The sequence below is a fragment of the uncultured Gordonia sp. genome (genome assembly GCF_937858515.1).
Lineage (GTDB): Bacteria > Actinomycetota > Actinomycetes > Mycobacteriales > Mycobacteriaceae > Gordonia.
Genome location: NZ_CALLZT010000220.1, coordinates 1 through 17,020, shown reverse-complemented (window position 1 = coordinate 17,020; position 17,020 = coordinate 1). Strand labels below are relative to the sequence as shown.

Sequence of the window (17,020 nt, the reverse complement as noted above, 5' to 3'; positions counted from 1 at the left end):
AACGCAAGGTCAAGGGCGCCTACTTCGCGATCCTGTCGCAGGCGCTGGTGGCCGCCTTCGCGATCCTGCTGGTCGGTCAGCAGAAGACGACGGGCGGCAGCAACGGCATCAACCACTTCCGGAGCTTCTTCGGACTCGCGCTCAACGACCCGGCCAACCGGCGCCTGCTGTTCTTCATCACCGCAGCCACGTTGCTCGTGATCGTCGCCGTAACCCGGCAGATCATGTACAGCCGTTACGGCGAACTGCTTGTGGCAGTGCGTGATCAGGAAGAGCGCGTGCGGTTCCTGGGATATGACCCGGCCAATGTCAAGGTCGTCGCCTATGCGGTGGCCGCTCTGTTCGCCAGTATCGCCGGCGCGCTGTTCGTGCCGATCGTCGGCATCGTCTCACCCAACGACATCGGTGTGGTTCCGTCGATCGCCTTCCTCATCGGTGTGGCCATCGGTGGGCGCACCACGTTGCTCGGCCCGGTGCTCGGCGCGATCGCAGTGGCCTGGGCGCAGACGAGCCTGTCGGAGAACTTCCCGTCCGGCTGGACTTACGCGCAGGGCCTCATCTTCATCCTGGTCGTCGGGTTCTTCCCGGCCGGTCTGGCCGGGCTCGGCGCACTGGCCAAGCGGTGGAAACCGGCACCGGCCACATCGTCGGCCACCACCGATATCGCCACCGTCGCAACCGATTCCGGGAATTCCCCGGCAGAAGGAGCCAAAGCGCTATGAGCCCGGCAACCGATGTGAACACGACCACCGAACCGGAGCCGGTCGCCGGCGGCAACGCGGGCATGAGCAGCGAGTACCTGCAGATCCGTGACCTGAGAGTGGAGTTCGACGGTTTCCACGCCGTCGACGGTGTGGATCTGACCCTGATGCAGGGCGATCTGCGCTTTCTCATCGGGCCCAACGGCGCCGGCAAGACGACCATCATCGACGCGATCACCGGACTGGTGAAATCGACAGGCTCCATTCAGAAGTCGGGCGTGGAACTGGTGGGCAAGAAGGTCCACCAGATCGCCCGGCTCGGTATTGGCCGGACCTTCCAGACGGCCAGCGTCTTCGAGGAACTGACCGTGCTGCAGAACCTCGACATCGCGGCCGGTGCCGGACGTTCGGTGTGGACGATGCTGCGCCGGCGCCCGGCCGGAATTCCCGACGAGATCGCCGAGGCACTGGAGACGATCGGCCTGGCCGATCACCGTGAGACGAAGGCCGGCGTACTGGCACACGGCCAGAAACAATGGCTCGAAATTGGAATGCTGTTGGTGCAGAACGCATCTGTACTGCTCCTCGACGAGCCGGTGGCCGGGATGAGTGGTGAGGAACGCGAGGAGACCGGGCAGCTGCTGCGCCGTATCGGCGGTGAACGCACCGTCGTCGTCGTCGAACACGACATGGATTTCATGCGTTCGTTCGCGACGTCGGTGTCGGTGCTGGCCCGCGGCAAGGTGATCGCCGAAGGGTCGGTGGCACAGGTCCAGGCCAATCCGAAGGTGCAGGAGGTCTACCTCGGCACCGCATCGGCCGTCGGGGCCGATATTTCTGTGGAAGGGGAATGAGCATGCTGGTGCTGGAGGACGTGCGCGCGGGATACGGGCGTACCGAGGTGATTCACGGTGTGAGCCTTGAGGTTCCGGATGACGGAGTGGTCGCGGTGATGGGCCACAACGGTGCGGGCAAGACCACCCTGCTGCGGGCGGCGATCGGTCTGGTCAAGACCAACTCGGGAAAGATCGTGTTCGACGGCGAGGACATCTCGTCGCTGCGGCCCAGCGGCCGGGTCCGCCGTGGCATCGCTTATGTTCCGCAGGGGCAGCAGAGCTTTCCGCAGCTGACCACCGCCGAGAACCTGCAGGTGGTGGCCGACGGCCGCAAACGCGGAAAGGAACTGATCGACGAGATGCTCGACCTGTTTCCGGCGCTGAAGGATCTGCTCACGCGCCGCGCGGGTCTGCTCTCGGGCGGGCAACGCCAGCAATTGGCGATCGCGCGGGCGCTGATCACCGAGCCGAAGATGCTGATCCTCGACGAACCGACCGAGGGTATTCAGCCGTCGGTGGTCGCCGAGATCGAGCAGACGATCACCTCGCTGACCGAGCGGGGTGGCCTGGGCGTGCTGCTGGTGGAACAGCACATCGGTTTCGCCCTCGGCGCCGCCGAACGCTACTACGTGCTCGAAAGCGGCCGGGTCACCTCGTCGGGCACCGGTGGCGCCGGTGCCGAGCAGAAGGTGCGCGAGGCCATGACGATCTGATCGGGGGCGAATTCGGGGCGGTCAGCTGAATTCGGGGGACGATTCCAAAGGCGGGCGTCATGTCGGGGACCAAGGACAAGTATCGGATTCCACAGCGAGAATCGTTGTCGCAGCGCATCTATCGCGAACTGCGACGCGATCTGGCGGGCGGGGAGTTCGGGCCGGGGACGAGGCTGGGCGAGGAGCGGCTGGCCGAACGGTACCGGGCCTCACGCACCCCGGTACGCGAGGCGCTGGCGCGGCTGCTGTCCGACGGGTTGATCGAGCGGCGCGGCAACATCCTGTACCCGGTGCGACCCCGGCTCGACGGACTGCCCGAGTACTACGACGCACGTGCGCTCGTCGAGCTCGCGGGCCTGGACCGCGTCCGGGACGGGCGGGCCGGCGGTCACGATCCGGTGGTGCTACGTCCGGAGCTGGACCGGTGGCTGGCGATGCGGGACGGACCGCTCGTCGCCGACATCGACTTTGCGATCGCCGACGATGCCTTTCACCGGATCCTGTTGACATCGTCGGGAAACGCGGCGCTGGCGGAGGCCCTGACAGTGTTGCAGAAGCCGATCAGGGCCGCGTGGTCGCTGGACTATCCGACGCCGGGGCGTGCGGAGATGATCGTCGCCGACCACGTGACGATCGCACAGGCACTCCTGTCAGGGGATCTGACCAGCGCCCGCGCCGCGCTCGCCGCCCACATCGACGACTCGCGGCGCCTCGTCGAGGTCGGGCTCACTTCCCGCGGCTGAAACCGCACCCCGCGAATCAAATGTCGCGACAACCGATTCGCGCGACGCGGTTCTGATCGCGCGAATCGGGGGAGTTGTCCACAGGCCGCCAGGTCGACGGCTGACAGGTGCGGGACCGTCGGGTACGGTCTGTTGCCCATGGGGCCGGGGAGTTCGGCACATCGCATGAATCGCGGCTGTGGGACAACCGGGGGAGGCGCTGCCCGGTCGGCGCGGGGATGAGGGGGCTGCGTGCTGCGCAGGATCATTGGGGTCGCTGTCGTGTCGGGGTTGCTGTTCGCGGGGATGGCCGGGCCGGGATTGATCTCGGGTGTGCCGGTGGCAGTCGCAGACCAGGGAAATGCGGCGGTCATTGAGAAGGTGGGCTCGTCGCTGGTATACGTCCGGACCCGGTTCATGGGCCGGGTGAAGGTGACCGACGCCGTGGGCGCGTCGTGGTCGGAATTGCTCGTCGTCAACGGGCAGTGCTCGGGATACGTGGTCGATCCGCGCGGATATATTGTCACGGCAGGCCATTGCGTGGACGGCGACGACGACGGGATCCGCAATGCGCTACGGATGAAGTCGGTCATCGACGTGGCGAGAACCCTTGGCAAGGACAGTGATTGGCTGCGCAAGAAATATGCGCAGGCGGTCGCCGAGAAGTGGCCCGTCATCGGTGCTGCCGGGGCCGGCTTTCCGATGGTCGAGGTGTCCGTACGGCAACCGGAGGGGCCGGCGCAGGTACTGCGGTCCTGGGCCGTCGCCGATGTGCTGGACTATCAGCGATTCACGGCCGGCGACAATGCCGTCATCAAAGTGAACCCGGTGAAAGAACTCCCCGCGCTGGTGGTTTCCGATGAGACGCCGACGCTCGGGGAGTCGGTGATCAGCGTCGGCTTTCCCGGTGCGGTGCAGCCGAACGCTGCCGGTGCCGAGGTGCCGCAGCCGTCGTACAAGACGGGGACGGTCTCGTCGCGGCAGGTCGACGATTCCGGTATCGCCCGGACGGAGGTCTCGGCGACGATGGGCAGCGGTATGTCCGGTGGGCCGACGGTCAATTCCGCCGGCGAGGTGATCGGCACCAACTCCTGCGGCAACTCGCTGCCGCAGGAGAACGACAGCTTCAACTTCATCACCGACAATCTGGCCCTGCGTGGCTACCTGTCGTCGAACAATATCGTTCTGGCACAACCGGAGTCGGAAGGCCGATGGTCGGTGTCGGCCTGGGCGGCACCGGTGGCCGGTGCGGCGGCCGTGGTGGTGGCCGTGGTGGTGGTGATCGTATTCATCGCGGTGCGGCTGCGTCGCCGGTGTTCGCGTATGCCCGCACCGGTCCACCCGCCCGGTGTTCCTCCGCAAAGCCCCTACTACGCACCGCAATTCGCCGGATGGTCAGCGGTGTCCCCGATTCCGCGGTCCGGCCCGTCGGCGGTCGGGCACCCGGTGGCCCGACACGTGACACTCCCGCATGCGGTACCCCGGCGCTCGGTCCCCGGGTCGGTACCGTGAACCGATGCGGAGGATGTCGGCCCCGGATGCGGCGATGTACTGGCGATCGGCGATCATGCCGAGCGACCAGTTCGTCGTCTACTGCTTCGACGCCCCCGACCCCGCGGTCTCCATGGCTGAGGTGGTGCGGGAGTTGCGAGAACGGGCGCGCGGCGTCGGCGACCTGCGGCTACGGGTTCTGAACGTTCCCGGTGATCTCGACCGCCCGTATTGGGTGGGTTCCGGCGTCGGTCCCGAAGCGGTCGTCGTGTATCCGGTGCTCACCTGGCGCGAATGCCTCGACAGGATCGGCGAACTCAACGACGACCAGGTCGATCCATCCGAATCAGCTTGGCGTATACATCTTTTCGGGCCGCTCACCGGGGCTCCGAGGGGTTGTTCCGCCGGTGAGGGCCGGGCGATCGTGGCGGTCCTGCAGATCAGTCACGCGGTGGCCGACGGGCGCGGCACGGCGGCGATCTGCCGGGCTCTGTTCGGCGTGGTGCCGCCGCAGTATGGCGCCGGAGGTGACGAGCCCGTCTCCGGGTGGCTACCGTCGGCGCGGTGGGGAGCGGCCGCCCTGGGTGTGGCCCGGCTGCCGGTGTCGGTTGCCTCGATGGTCTGGCTGGGCCTGCGATCATTTGCCGAATACCGGACGGCCGTCCGTCGATCACATCCGGAAGCGCCTGGGGTGGTGGGTGTTCCGGCCACCGAACTCAATCGGTCGGCCGGACCCGGGCGAACGTTGCGGGTGATCGTGCTCGATCGCCGTTCGCTGCCCCCTGGCCATAGCGTCACCGTAGCCGCGCTGACCGCGATCTCGTTCGCCCTCGATGAACTGCTCGGTCCGGTACCCCGGCGGACGGCCGAACTGACAGTCGGTCGACCACCGCGGCCGGGCGTGCGCAACAACTTCGGCAACGTCGCCGTCGACCTGCACCAGGAGACCGACGACGTCGGCGTGCGGATGTCGAGAATCGCCGAGGAGGTGACCGCCGCGCAGCGTAAAGCGGCGACTCCCGACCCCGTGGCGGAGTCCGCGTACCGGGCCGAGTCCGCCACCCCGGCGTTCCTGGCGCACTGGGCGATCCGGCAGTTCGACATCGGTACCAGACCGGACACGGTGACCGGCGTCACCGTCGTGTCGACGGTGAACAGAGGACCGGCCGATCTGGCCCTGGCCGGCGGCCGTGTCCGGTTCACGACCGGCTTTCCCGCCCTGTCGCCGTGTCAGGGGCTCACCCACGGTGTGCACGGCATCGGCTCGGCGGTCGCGATCTCGGTCACGACGTCGCCGGAGATCGTCGACGTCGACGCCTACGTCGAGATGCTGCGTCGCGCGCTGGATCGGGTATCTGCTGTCGGTCCGAGCCGTCTATAGACCGCGTGCTTGCGGTTTACGCTCTGATTTCGGGTGTATGCCCGTTTGTGTATGGTGTGGTACCGTCCGCCGGTGCAGAGGATGTCGACGGTGGACGCGGCCATGTACTGGTCTTCGGCTACGCAACACAGCGACATTTTCACCATCCTGTGTTTCGACGCACCCGATCTGTGTTTCGACGCACCCGATGCCTCGGTGTTCATGGATGCGGTACTCAGTGAGTTACGGGAGCGGGCGCGGAGGATCGATGATCTGTGTCTGAGGGTCCTGAATGTGCCCGGCGACCTCGACTGGCCGCACTGGGTGCGTTCGGACATCGGGCCCGACGCGTTCGCCGTGCATCCGGTGCGAACATGGCAGGAAAGCCTGGACAGGATTGGCGAGTTGGCCGGTGACCAACTCGACCCAACCGAGTGTCCATGGCGGATACATGTTTTCGGCCCGATCGCCGGCGCGCCGCGAGGTTGTGCGGACGAGGACGGCGCGGCGATCGTGCTGGCTTTGCAGATCAGTCACACCTTGGCAGATGGGCGTGGTACCGCGGCGATCTGCCTGGGGATGTTCGGTGAGCCGACGCAGGACGCTCCGACGCGACGTACCGGTCCCGACTCCGGTCGGATGCAGTTGATGCGATGGCGCTTGGCCGCTGCCGGAATGGTGCGCTTGCCGGTATCGGTGGCTGTGACGGCTTGGCTGGGTCTGCGATGGCTCGCGGAATGCCGGAAAGCCGTGCGGCGCGGTCGGGTGACCGGTGTCCCGATGGCCGGTGGGCCGTGGGCCATGGGTGTCCCACTCACCGAGCTCAACCGATCGCCCGGCCCGGGGCGAACGCTACGCGTGATCGTGCTCGACCGTGGGGCGTTACCAACCGGCCCCAGTGTCACCGCCGTAACGCTGACCGCAATCTCGTATGCCCTTGATGAGTTGCTCGGCCCAGCACACCGACGGACAGCTGCGGTGCCGGTCGGGCTACCGCCGTGTCCGGGCTCGCACAACAACTACGGCAATCTCCCGATCGATCTGTATCCGGAGACCGATGCCGTGGGGGAACGCATGGCGAGGATCGCAGGGGAGTTGACCGCGATACAGCAGCGGGTGGCAATACGCACTCCGGTGATGGTTGCCGGGGCACGGGCAGAATCGGCGCTCCCGGCGTTCTTGGCGCGCTGGGGCCTCCGGCGGCTCGAAACGCGCGCGACCTCGGATACGGTCACCGGCGTCACGGTCGTGACGTCGGTAAACGCGGAATCGGCCGACCTTCCGATGACAGGTGGCCGGCTTGATGGCGCGCTGGCCGGTGGCCGGATCCGGTTTGCCGCGGGTTTTCCCTACCTCACCGAGTACATGGGGCTCGGACACGGCGTGATCGGGATAGGACCGGTGGTGGCGATCTCGGTCATCACGTCACCGGATATCGTCGACGCCGACGCCTATGTCGACATGCTGCGGCGTGCGCTGGATCGCGTTGCCGCCGAAGGTTCGCCGCAACCCTGACAGGTACGGCCGCCGGGCCGGCGATCACCGGCCCGGCGCCGCGCGCTGCTCAGTGGTGGTGATCGTCGTCGGACGTCGACGATGTGCCGAGCGCGCGGGGCTGACCGTGGCCGGCGGAACCCCCGACGGACGGGCGCGGCTTGGCCATGAGCCGCTTGGGGAGGCGTTCGGCCAGGCCGCCGAGCGGCGCGACACTCGCGGTGAGCAGTTCAACGGTCTCGGACAGCTCGTGCACGGTGTCCTGCATGGCGATCAGCGTCGGTGCGAGCTGTCCGATCATCTCGGTGAGTTCGGCGATGCGATCGAGCGGACCGCCCGGGGCGATCGCCCGCTCGACGGCGCCGCCCTCGCCGACGAGCTGCTCGAGCAGTCCGTCGTCCTCGACCATCCGGTCCAGGATGCCGCCGGGGGCGCTGATCTTGTCGAGCACACCGTCGGGCGCGGTGAGTTTGTCGAGCACGCCGCCGGCGGTGGTGAGGCGTTCGAGAATGCCCTCGTTGTCGGTGATCTGGTCGATGACGCCGCCGTCGCGGGTGAGCCGGTCCAGCGGGCCGCCCTGTGCGGCGACCCGCATCAGGATGCCGCCTTCCTCGGTGATCTGGTCGAGCAGGCCGCCCTTGGCGGTGGCCTTCTCCAGGAGACCGTCCGGGGCGACGAGCCTGTCGACCACGCCGCCGTGCACCAGGATGCGTTCGAGCGGGCCGCCGGCACCCAGGATGCGGCCGAACGGCCGGTCCGGACCGAGCAGGTCGGCGAGCTGGGCCATCAGGGCGAGCGGGGTCCGTGCGGCGCCGAGTTCGTCACTGCCCTCGACGCCGAGGGTGTGATTGATCTCGTTCTGGACGCTGTCGGCGGTGATGCGGGCGATGTTGACCGCGGACTCGGTCGCGGTCAATGCGACGCCGGTGATGGCGAAGCCCAAACGGAACGGCAGCTCGATGAGGCTCCGGGGAGCGGTGGAGGGATTGAGATCCATAGCACCAAACCCTAGGCCACGACGTGCGTGCGGTGCGCACGGCTTGGGCAAAAACGACCCACGAAAATCGGTCCCGGGCGTGCGTAGGCGGTGGTGGTCCCTCCGATCACGACGTGGCGGCCTTGGCCGCGGCCTTCGCCGCCTTCTTGAAGTCACGCACCTTCTGCAGTGAGTCCGGGTCGGTGACATCGGCGACGGACCGGAAACCCTTCTTGCCGTAGTCACCGGTCACCGTGGTCCACCCGGCTGGCTTGACCCCGAGTTGCTTGGCCAGCAGGGCCACGAAGATCTTGGCCTTCTGCTCACCGAAGCCGGGCAGAGCCCGCACCCGCGCGAACAGATCCCGGCCGTCGCGGGCCTGAGTCCAGATGTTCTCCGCATCGCCGTCGTAGTCGGCCACCACGGTCGCGGCCAGGGCCTGCACGCGGCCGGCCATCGACCGGCCGTACCGGTGCACCGCCGGTGGCGTGGCACACAGATCGGCGAATGCCTCGGGATCGGCGGCGGAGATGGCCTCCGGGTCGAGGGTGCCGAACCGCTCCTTGATCTTGGCAGGGCCCGCGAAGGCGCGTTCCATCGGGAACTGTTGATCGAGGAGCATTCCGGTCAGCAGCGCGAATGCGTCTGTGGACAGCAGTTCGTCGGCGACCGTGTCCTGCGCGATGTGGAGTTCAGCCATGGACTCATCGTAGTGAGCCCTGTCGCGGTGCGGCGCCGGATCACCCGGAGTGGGCGGCGAGCTTCGGCGTGCTCAGCGAGGTGACGAGCAGCCACTGCGCGGCGAAGTAGGAGCCGAGCACCCACGCCTCGGCCAGTGTGCGTGAACGTGTACCGGTGAGCAGATATCGGCGGTTGATGATGGCCAGGTCGGAGAGTACGAAGAGGAGGCCACCGACGCGCAGCGCGGGCTGTGGCTGCGGGGCGTCGGAGGCGAGCGCGGACATGACGGCCAGCGAGTTCCCGTAGGGGCCGAGCACAGTCAGCGCGGCCGGGTTCTTGGTGGCCAGGATTGCCGCGGACTCGCCGAGCAGTGCTGTGCGCGGGACCAGCGTCCTGGCGTGGAGGCGGGCCCCGCGGCGCAGCAGCAGCGCACACAAGCTCGCCTGCGCACCTGCGAACAGGCCGGCGCCGACGGCCAGATGTCGCTCGCGCGTGTGCTCGTCGGTGCCGAACTCCTCCAGCAGCATCGCGCGGTCACCGGCCGTCGAGAATCCGATCGCGCCGACCAGAAGGGCCGCATCGACGGGGTGCGTGCCCTCCTCGCGTATCGCGGTCGCGGTGGCCGCGCCCAACACAAGCATCGGCAGCGGTTTGGTCCATGCGGCGAGCCTGCCGTTGCCGCTCGCGCCGGCTGCGGTGGCGGCCGCGGCAGTAAGCGCGTAGATGCCCGCGGTGAGCACGGTTCGGGAGGGTTTCCGGCGAGAGGTTGCCATGGGTGACGATCTCACACACCGGCCAGGCTGATCGCCGGAACGAACGAGCAACCGCGTTCGTCGCCGGATTCACGCGACACCACGGCCAGTTCGGTGCCGTACCGGGACTTCACGGGAGCCAGCCGGAGGCCGTGGGAACCGGCCAGCTTGCGCAACCACGATCTGGTGGAGGCGTCGGTGTCCAGGTCGGCGAATCCGCCCTGCAGCGTCGTCGTGTTGAGCCATGCGATGCGCAGCGGTGCGGCGGCCGGGGCCTTCGCCGATGCTGCCTTCTTGGCGCCGGCCTTCTGCGTGGTGCCGGCCTTCTGCGGGGGGCCTGGCTTCGTTGCCTGTTTGCCGGCTGGCGCGGCCTTCTCCGGTGCGGGCGGGATCAGCGCGAAGGCGACCTCACCGGTGGGGATGAGCTTGCGATCGATCGCCGCGGGCAGGACCAACCGGGGCAGTGCCGACCGCTGCACGCCGACCTGGTCGGCAGGGGCTTCGGTGACCGGCCACCGACCGCTGAGCTGACCGACGGGCGTGGTCAGTCCGAGCGGGTTGTCGGAGGTGGACCGGGTACAGATCGGTGACGATTTCGGGGTGAACGTCCGAAGGGCGGCGTTCGGGGATGAGGTCCGCCGGCGTGGCGCTCCGGCTTCGCGGACGGGCTTGGTCGAGCGCGATGACTGTACCGGCCGACCGTCGGGGCGGTCGGCGTAGCCGGTGCGCGTCTTGCCGATGCTGTTGTAGACCGACATCACCGCGGCGTTGAGTGATTCGACGGTCAGTTGTCCGCGGCTGGCGAAGATGACCTGGGCGGCCTGCAACGCCATCTGGTCGATGCCCGCGGCCTTGAGCATGCGCACCACACCGGCCAGTTCGCGGTCCAGCGGTACCGCGATCGCTTCGATCTCCTGGCGGGTCGGCAGCCGGTCGGTGCGGGGTATCACGCGCTTTCGGTCCGCCGGCCTTCGGACATCGAGGAGCTTGGCCGTGCGGGTCGGGGAGTGAGCGCCCGGTCCGGAATTATGTGGCGCTGCGACGGCAGTACCGACGGGCAGCGCGATGGCCAGCGCTGTCACCGCTCCAACGGCCAGTGTCGCGGTGGCGACGCGAACGGAACGGATACGGCTGCCGGCGTGTGCCACCCGTTCGCTGATCCGGTTCCCGATCATGAGTTCTCCTCGACGTTCGTTCCCTGAGCACGGTCCGGCTATCGCGGAGTCGAACGCGACAGACGACATCCGTTACTCAAGTTACTGATGTGACTGGTGATGTTACAGAACCATTCTCTGCGCGCTACCTCAAGTGCTGACCTTGTGCCGTGATGAACTTGCGACTTTGCCTCTCCTGGAATTGCGAGTCGACGCCCGGCTCCGGGCGGGCCCACATACGGCACGAGACCCCCGGCTGGTTGCCGGGGGTCTCGTGGAAAAGCCTCGAGGGTGAGATCAGATGAGGGCGAGCCCGATCGTCGGGGCGATCCCGCAGGTGGCCACCTTGCCCTTGCTCTTGGTGGTGACGGTGCCGTGGATCGTGGAGATGACGCGGCCCTTGCCGGTGCGGGCGATACCGGTGAAGGTGCCGGGGCCGTCGGCGACGTTGATCTTCTCGTTGCGCCTGAGCTCGGTCCGGCCGTTGCGTCCGGTGTCGATGTTGAGCCAGCTCACCCACAGCTTCTGGGTGGGGTTGTTCAGCGCGGGGCCGGTGCCGAGTGCGGTGTACACGTAGCCGGCCTCGCCCACCTTGGGTCCGGGGGCAGGAGCCTCCTGGGGACCCGCGGTCACGAGTGCACGGCCGAGCGAGGCGGTGAAGCCGTCGGAGGTGCCCATGCAGCCGATGCCGATGGTCGGATACAGGAACTCCTGGATCTTCGGCGCGGTGGGTCCGCTCGGGATCACCGGCTCGCTCTCGGCGTTCTTCTTCGCGTACTTCTGGACGCCGATCGTGGGCGCGAGCCTCTTGTCGGCGGCGGCCTTCTGCTCGGCGACCAGGCTCTTGGCGCCGGGCTCGCCGACGAAGTCCATCACCTTGTTCCACATCTTCGCGGCGTCGGCGGGCAGACCCGGCGTGGCCGACAGGCTCCTGGCCTGCTTGATGAGACCGGCGTTGACCTTGCCGTTGGGGCCAGGGGTGGTGATGGCGCCGATGATCGCCGGTGCGAACACGCCCATCGAGTCGAGGACCCGCTTGTCGAGCTTGACCGCCGGTGCGGATGCGGGCGCGGCGTGCGCCGCCGGAACGGTCAGCGAAGTCGCGGCCGCGATGGCAGTGGCAGTAAGAACCATGCGAGCCGCACGTCGTGGCGTACGCGGGGACGGGTGGGCTGGCAAGCGCACGTGTTGAGTCCTATCGATAGGTCTGGACGGGGCGAGTCGCCGCATATTCTACGCATGCGTGTGGGGTGACTGATCAGCAGACTACCGCAGGCGCCGAGTTGCATCTGGTAATGATGATAAAGTTGTTATCTACTGTGGCACATGATACTCCGATGATGCAGAGCTTCGCGACAGGTGGAGCGAAGCGCCGGACTTTTGCCTGGTTAGATCGGATGAACTCACCGACACCGGCGAGTCGTCAAATGCGTGAATTAGACCGTGAGGACCACAGAAGTGACCGTCAGCTGGCTGAGCGTAAAGCGTCCGCGCAGGGGAGTGGGAAAGCCGTCCCGGGCCGTCACCATGGCGGCGATGGCCGCCGTATGCGGGCTGCTCGGCGCGGGACTGACCGCGTGCGGTGACGACGATTCGTCGGCCGCGGGCGGCAGCGAGGTTGTCATGCTCACCCATGATTCCTTCGAACTACCCGAATCCGTGTACGAGGCCTTCACCGAGGAAACCGGACTCACGCTCAAGGTGATCAAGTCCGGCGATGCGGGCGCGCTCGCGTCCACCATCTCGCTGACCCCCGGCAAACCCAAGGCCGACGTCGTCTTCGGCATCGACAACACTTTCGCCTCGCGCCCCATCGAGAACGGCGCACTCGAACCGTACAAGTCGCCGGCGGCGGTCGACGGCGCGTCGGCTTATGCCGTCGCGGACTCGAACAACGAGCTGACCGCCGTCACCCGTGGCGACGTGTGCCTGAACCTCGACGACTCGTGGTTCGAGAAGCACGATATGACTCCGCCCAAGAGCTTCCGCGACCTGACGGACGCGAAGTACGCAAACCTGTCGGCACTACTCGATCCGGGCACGTCCTCGCCCGGCATGGCCTTCCTGCTGACCACCGTCAACGCCGACCCGCGCGGCTGGCAGGAGTACTGGAAGAAGATGGTCGCCAACAAGGCCACCATCGTCTCGGGCTGGGAGATCGCCTATAACCAGCTGTTCTCGGCGGGTGAAGGCCGCGGGCAGAAGCCGATCGTGCTGTCGTACGCGTCGTCACCGGCGGCCACTCCGGGTACCTCCGCACTGCTGGACAGCTGCTTCGGACAGGTCGAGTACGTCGGCATCCTCAAGGGTGCCAAGAACGTCGAGGGAGCCCGCAAGGTCGTCGACTTCATGCTGAGCCAGACCGTCCAGCGTGAACTGCCGTCGTCGATGTACGTCTATCCGGTGCAGAAGGGCACGCCGCTGCCCGACGGCTGGCAGCAACGCGCCCCCGTCCCGGCGTGGACGATCAAGATCCCGCCCGCCGTCATCGCCAAGAACCGTGAGCAATGGCTCCAGCAGTGGCGAGACGCCGTCGGGCGCTGATGCCCGCGGCCACCCGCGCGTTCGCACGCCTGGGGCTCGGTCTGGTCACACTCGTCCCGGTGGCCTTTGTCGCGGTGTTCTTCGGGTGGCCGGTCCTCGCGCTGATCCACCGTGCGGCCGGTGCTTCCGACGGAACCGGCGTCGGCAGGCTGCTGCGCAACACCGATGCCTTCGGTCTGCTCGGGATGACCCTCGGGCAGGCGCTTGCCTCGACCGTGCTCGTGGCCGTCGTGTCGATTCCGATCGTATGGCTGATCGCCCGCGTGGATCTGCCCGGTTCTGGACTGCTGATGGTGGCGGTGACCGTGCCGTTCGTGCTGCCGACTGTGGTGGTGGGCATCGTCTTCCGGGCCGTGCTCGGCGGTCCGCTGGCCGGCCTGGGGATCGAGTCGGGCTTCTGGGCGGTCCTGCTCGCGCACGTCTTTCTCAACGTGGCGGTGTTCGTGCGGGTCGTCGGGGCCGCGATGCGCTCACAGGCCACCCGCGCCGCCGAAGCGGCCCGCTGCCTCGGCGCCGGCCCCGTGCGGGCGTTCGTCACGGTGCTGCTGCCGCCGTTGCTGCCTGCGATCGGGGCCGCGGCGTCGCTGGTGTTCCTGTTCTGCTCCACCAGTTTCGGCGTGATCATCATCCTCGGCGACGGCCGGTTGCGGACACTGGAGACCGAGATCTACCAGCAGGCGATCGGCTACTTCCGGATTCCGGAGGCGGTGGCGCTGTCGCTGCTGCAGATCGTCGTCGTGATCGGTGCGCTGCTGCTGACCAGGATCTTCGCCGACCCGTCCGCGTCGGGCTCGGCCCATGATCGGCCGCGGCGCCGACGACCGCACGGACTGCAGTGGCTCGCTGTGTCGGCGGCCGTCGTGTACACGCTGGTGCTGCTGGTGGCGCCGCTGCTGGTGCTGGCCGTCCGTTCGGTGCGGCCGACGGCGGGCGGCGGCTGGACGCTGCGCGGCTATCGCGGGCTGGCCGACGACGTGAACGGCATCAGCCCCCTGGACACCCTCGGCTACTCGCTCACCACCGCCGCATCGGCGACGCTCATCGCGGTGATCGTGGGGACGCTCGGGGCGATCTCGCTGCACCGGGCGACGGGCGTGGTCGCGGTCGTCGGCAATGTGCTGGCGATGATTCCGCTGGGCATCAGTGCGGTGACCCTGGGCTTCGGGTACCTGATCGCGCTGGCTCAGCTTCCCGCGGGGGTGTCGGACTCGTCGCTGATAATCCCGTGTGTGCAGGCGCTCATCGCGGTGCCGTTCGTGATTCGGGTGCTGCTGCCGGCGCTCGCGTCGGTGCCACCCCGGCTGCGTCAAGCAGCGGTGGTCTGCGGGGCGTCGCCGTGGCGGGTGTTTCTCACCATCGACGTGCCCACCATCGGCGGCAGCCTCGGGGCTGCGAGCGGATTCGCCTTCGTGATGGCGCTCGGTGAGTTCGGTGCGACCGGTTTCCTGGCCCGCGCCGACACGACGACGCTGCCGGTGCTCATCGGTTCGGGCCTCAACCGGCCCGGCGCTGACAACCTGGCCACCGCGATGGCCTCGGCGATGCTGCTGGTGGCCGTCACCGCCGTCGCCGTCGGCGTCATCGAGCTGTTCGGCAGGCGGGCCGATCGCCGCCGTCCGGTGCGGCCCCGGACGGCGGTGAACTGATGCTCGAGATCGACGGGATCCGGGTGCGCTACGGCGCCGACGTGGTGATCGACGAGCTGAGCTGGACGGTTGGCACACAGACTCCGGTGGCCGCGCTGCTCGGACCGTCGGGCTGCGGAAAGTCCACTCTGCTGCGGGCCATCGCCGGTCTGGAGCCCCTGGTGGCCGGGCATATCGCCTTCGGCGGACAGGACCTGGCGAGGGTGCCCGCGCACCGGCGCGACTTCGGGGTGGTGTTCCAGGACGGGCAACTGTTCGACGGACGCTCGGTGGCCGCGAACGTCGGCTACGGGCTGAAGATGCGCCGCTGGAGACGCCGCGACGTCGAGGCACGGGTGCAGGAGATGCTGGAGTTGGTCGGCTTGTCCGGTTACGGGCAGCGCTCTGTACGGGAGATCTCCGGCGGACAGGCCCAGCGCGTCGCGTTAGCGCGTGCCCTGGCACCGCGGCCACGGCTGCTGCTGCTCGACGAACCGCTCGCCGCGCTCGACAAACTTCTGCGCGACCGGCTCGCGGTCGACATCGCTGCGATCGTGCGCGAGACGTCCACGCCGACGGTGATCGTGACCCACGATCACACCGAGGCCGCGCTGATGGCCGACCGGGTGTCGGTGATGCGCGAGGGCCGGATCGTGCAGACCGACACGCCGGCCCGCCTGTGGCGCAATCCGATCGACGAGTGGTCCGCCGAATTTCTCGGCGTCACAACGATTCTCGACGCTACAGTGAAACGGGGTGTGGCCTCCTGTGCGCTCGGCGAGTTTGCGATCGACCTCCCCGAAGGACCGATACGACTTGGTCTTCGCCCGGAATCTGTTGTGGCCATACCGCTTTCGGATGACATCCGGGAAGGTGGGGTTGTCGCGGAAGTGGTCTATGCAGCCGTCCTGCCGACCGGTGTGCGCGTCGACGTGTCGACACCGATCGGCGTCCTGCCGGCGACGGCACCGTCCGACCGGTTGGCGCCCGGCGACAAGGCGCTCCTGCGCCTGGACGTCGACAGGATCGCGCTGCTGGGACCGTCGCCTGTTCGGTAACATCGGTACCTCGTTCGGCACCCCGATCGTCCAAGCGTGCAGAGGAGCAGGATGACCCGAATCGTCGTCGCCGCAGTGATCATCGATCCGTCAACGTCGACACTGCTGTTGGCACAGCGCAGTTCCCCGCCCGAAGACGCGGGGCTGTGGGAGCTCCCGGGTGGCAAGGTCGAGGACGGCGAGACGTGGCAGGCCGCGCTCGAACGCGAGATCGTCGAAGAACTCGGTATGCGCGTGGAGGCCGGCGAGCAGGTGGGCGAGGTCGTGACCGGGATACCCGGATTCGAGGTGGTGGCGCTGCGCGCCCGGCAGACCGGTGGAACGCCTCGCGCACTCGAACACGCCGACCTGCGCTGGGTGGACGTGGCCGAGTTGCGGCGGATGAATGAGGCCGGGGTACTGATGGCCTCGAGCGTGGCATGGCTCGACGAGCTGATCGGGCTGCTGAGCAACTGGGCGGATGGGTAACTGGACGGATGCGTAACTGGGCGAACCGTGGGCACCCCGACGGGGCTGGTCGGACGGGGTCGGTCAGGAGGCGCGGGCCTTTTTCAGGGCGTGGTCGAGTTCCTTCTTGGACATGCGGCGGGTGTCGAGTTTGCGCATCCGGTGAATGACCACGGGGCAGCGCACGCACCGCGTCTTCTTCTTACAGCACTTCTTCTTCGCCTTCATTCCGCCGACTTTGGCGGGGTTGACCTTGCCCATGAATCGACGTTAGCAGTGCCTAAGCGAACCCTGTGATCGGCATCTCACAGCACCGAGGCGCTACCATGGGCCGGTTGACCTGCCGATCACGGCGGATTCGTACTGCCCAACACCTGGAGAGAGTCAGTGAGCGCTGCCCCCAACTTCCGCAACGTCGCGATCGTCGCGCACGTCGACCATGGTAAGACCACGCTGGTCGATGCGA

18 protein-coding genes are annotated in these 17,020 nt (G+C 67.7%); 12 read left to right on the top strand and 6 right to left on the bottom strand.

What is annotated here, in order from left to right; all coding sequences use genetic code 11:
- From Q0627_RS22050 to Q0627_RS22020, 7 genes are all read left to right on the top strand, one after another.
- Positions 1-722, top strand: a 722-nt coding sequence (locus Q0627_RS22050; RefSeq protein WP_298812920.1) for a branched-chain amino acid ABC transporter permease, incomplete at its 5' end; no start/stop codon positions are given.
- The gene (gene urtD / locus Q0627_RS22045; protein WP_298812917.1) at positions 719-1,555 is read left to right on the top strand and encodes an urea ABC transporter ATP-binding protein UrtD; all 837 of its coding nucleotides are present in this window, start codon (positions 719-721) and stop codon (positions 1,553-1,555) included. The genes Q0627_RS22050 and urtD, both read left to right, overlap by 4 nt.
- A gap of 2 nt (positions 1,556-1,557) precedes the next feature.
- A complete protein-coding gene (gene urtE / locus Q0627_RS22040; protein ID WP_291017057.1) occupies positions 1,558-2,250 on the top strand; it encodes an urea ABC transporter ATP-binding subunit UrtE in 693 nt (230 codons plus the stop codon).
- A gap of 59 nt (positions 2,251-2,309) precedes the next feature.
- Entirely contained in the window at positions 2,310-2,993 is a 684-nt protein-coding gene (locus Q0627_RS22035; RefSeq protein ID WP_298812914.1) for a GntR family transcriptional regulator, read from the top strand.
- Between the two features lie 231 nt (positions 2,994-3,224).
- On the top strand, positions 3,225-4,484 hold the full coding sequence (locus Q0627_RS22030; RefSeq protein WP_298812911.1) for a serine protease: 1,260 nt from the start codon (positions 3,225-3,227) through the stop codon (positions 4,482-4,484).
- A 4-nt stretch (positions 4,485-4,488) separates the two neighbouring features.
- Entirely contained in the window at positions 4,489-5,844 is a 1,356-nt protein-coding gene (locus tag Q0627_RS22025; RefSeq protein WP_298812908.1) for a WS/DGAT domain-containing protein, read from the top strand.
- Positions 5,845-5,925: 81 nt separating this feature from the next.
- Positions 5,926-7,338 (top strand): wax ester/triacylglycerol synthase domain-containing protein, encoded by a 1,413-nt coding sequence (locus Q0627_RS22020; RefSeq protein WP_291013183.1) that lies wholly within the window; start codon positions 5,926-5,928, stop codon positions 7,336-7,338.
- A 49-nt stretch (positions 7,339-7,387) separates the two neighbouring features.
- On the opposite strand, the gene Q0627_RS22015 is transcribed toward Q0627_RS22020, so the two are convergent.
- The 5 genes from Q0627_RS22015 to Q0627_RS21995 all read right to left on the bottom strand — a co-directional run bounded on the left by Q0627_RS22015 (position 7,388) and on the right by Q0627_RS21995 (position 12,014).
- Positions 7,388-8,314, bottom strand: a complete 927-nt coding sequence (locus Q0627_RS22015) for a hypothetical protein (RefSeq protein ID WP_298812905.1) — start codon at positions 8,312-8,314, stop codon at positions 7,388-7,390.
- A gap of 106 nt (positions 8,315-8,420) precedes the next feature.
- Positions 8,421-8,993 carry an HhH-GPD-type base excision DNA repair protein gene (locus Q0627_RS22010; RefSeq protein WP_298812903.1) on the bottom strand — a complete coding sequence of 191 codons (573 nt, stop codon included), beginning with the start codon at positions 8,991-8,993 and terminating at the stop codon, positions 8,421-8,423.
- A 40-nt stretch (positions 8,994-9,033) separates the two neighbouring features.
- Positions 9,034-9,747 (bottom strand): lysoplasmalogenase family protein, encoded by a 714-nt coding sequence (locus Q0627_RS22005; protein ID WP_298812900.1) that lies wholly within the window; start codon positions 9,745-9,747, stop codon positions 9,034-9,036.
- 11 nt (positions 9,748-9,758) lie between these two features.
- Positions 9,759-10,901, bottom strand: a complete 1,143-nt coding sequence (locus tag Q0627_RS22000) for a hypothetical protein (protein ID WP_298812897.1) — start codon at positions 10,899-10,901, stop codon at positions 9,759-9,761.
- A gap of 276 nt (positions 10,902-11,177) precedes the next feature.
- Positions 11,178-12,014, bottom strand: a complete 837-nt coding sequence (locus Q0627_RS21995; protein ID WP_298812895.1) for a hypothetical protein — start codon at positions 12,012-12,014, stop codon at positions 11,178-11,180.
- 393 nt (positions 12,015-12,407) lie between these two features.
- Between Q0627_RS21995 and Q0627_RS21990 the strand changes: the two genes are divergently transcribed.
- The 4 genes from Q0627_RS21990 to Q0627_RS21975 are packed head-to-tail and all read left to right on the top strand — an operon-like array spanning position 12,408 to position 16,575.
- A complete protein-coding gene (locus tag Q0627_RS21990; protein WP_298812927.1) occupies positions 12,408-13,424 on the top strand; it encodes a thiamine ABC transporter substrate binding subunit in 1,017 nt (338 codons plus the stop codon).
- Complete coding sequence (locus Q0627_RS21985; protein ID WP_298812923.1) at positions 13,424-15,070, top strand: iron ABC transporter permease; 1,647 nt, start codon at positions 13,424-13,426, stop codon at positions 15,068-15,070. The genes Q0627_RS21990 and Q0627_RS21985 overlap by 1 nt, the downstream gene beginning before the upstream one ends.
- On the top strand, positions 15,070-16,107 hold the full coding sequence (locus Q0627_RS21980; RefSeq protein WP_298812892.1) for an ABC transporter ATP-binding protein: 1,038 nt from the start codon (positions 15,070-15,072) through the stop codon (positions 16,105-16,107). Before Q0627_RS21985 ends, Q0627_RS21980 begins: the two co-directional genes overlap by 1 nt.
- Positions 16,108-16,158: 51 nt before the next feature.
- The gene (locus tag Q0627_RS21975; protein ID WP_291012683.1) at positions 16,159-16,575 is read left to right on the top strand and encodes a (deoxy)nucleoside triphosphate pyrophosphohydrolase; all 417 of its coding nucleotides are present in this window, start codon (positions 16,159-16,161) and stop codon (positions 16,573-16,575) included.
- A 63-nt stretch (positions 16,576-16,638) separates the two neighbouring features.
- On the opposite strand, the gene Q0627_RS21970 is transcribed toward Q0627_RS21975, so the two are convergent.
- Positions 16,639-16,815, bottom strand: coding sequence for a hypothetical protein (locus Q0627_RS21970; protein ID WP_291012681.1), 177 nt, complete (start codon positions 16,813-16,815; stop codon positions 16,639-16,641).
- 126 nt (positions 16,816-16,941) lie between these two features.
- Between Q0627_RS21970 and Q0627_RS22585 the strand changes: the two genes are divergently transcribed.
- Positions 16,942-17,020, top strand: a 79-nt coding sequence (locus tag Q0627_RS22585; protein ID WP_367180790.1) for a GTP-binding protein, incomplete at its 3' end; no start/stop codon positions are given.

Coding starts and splice junctions, on each gene's coding strand:
- urtD (WP_298812917.1), top strand. CDS start 719: ATGAGCCCGGCAACCGATGTGAACACGACCACCGAACCGGAGCCGGTC.
- urtE (WP_291017057.1), top strand. CDS start 1,558: ATGCTGGTGCTGGAGGACGTGCGCGCGGGATACGGGCGTACCGAGGTG.
- Q0627_RS22035 (WP_298812914.1), top strand. CDS start 2,310: ATGTCGGGGACCAAGGACAAGTATCGGATTCCACAGCGAGAATCGTTG.
- Q0627_RS22025 (WP_298812908.1), top strand. CDS start 4,489: ATGCGGAGGATGTCGGCCCCGGATGCGGCGATGTACTGGCGATCGGCG.
- Q0627_RS22020 (WP_291013183.1), top strand. CDS start 5,926: ATGTCGACGGTGGACGCGGCCATGTACTGGTCTTCGGCTACGCAACAC.
- Q0627_RS22015 (WP_298812905.1), bottom strand. CDS start 8,314: ATGGATCTCAATCCCTCCACCGCTCCCCGGAGCCTCATCGAGCTGCCG.
- Q0627_RS22010 (WP_298812903.1), bottom strand. CDS start 8,993: ATGGCTGAACTCCACATCGCGCAGGACACGGTCGCCGACGAACTGCTG.
- Q0627_RS22005 (WP_298812900.1), bottom strand. CDS start 9,747: ATGGCAACCTCTCGCCGGAAACCCTCCCGAACCGTGCTCACCGCGGGC.
- Q0627_RS22000 (WP_298812897.1), bottom strand. CDS start 10,901: ATGATCGGGAACCGGATCAGCGAACGGGTGGCACACGCCGGCAGCCGT.
- Q0627_RS21995 (WP_298812895.1), bottom strand. CDS start 12,014: ATGGTTCTTACTGCCACTGCCATCGCGGCCGCGACTTCGCTGACCGTT.
- Q0627_RS21990 (WP_298812927.1), top strand. CDS start 12,408: ATGGCGGCGATGGCCGCCGTATGCGGGCTGCTCGGCGCGGGACTGACC.
- Q0627_RS21985 (WP_298812923.1), top strand. CDS start 13,424: ATGCCCGCGGCCACCCGCGCGTTCGCACGCCTGGGGCTCGGTCTGGTC.
- Q0627_RS21980 (WP_298812892.1), top strand. CDS start 15,070: ATGCTCGAGATCGACGGGATCCGGGTGCGCTACGGCGCCGACGTGGTG.
- Q0627_RS21975 (WP_291012683.1), top strand. CDS start 16,159: ATGACCCGAATCGTCGTCGCCGCAGTGATCATCGATCCGTCAACGTCG.
- Q0627_RS21970 (WP_291012681.1), bottom strand. CDS start 16,815: ATGGGCAAGGTCAACCCCGCCAAAGTCGGCGGAATGAAGGCGAAGAAG.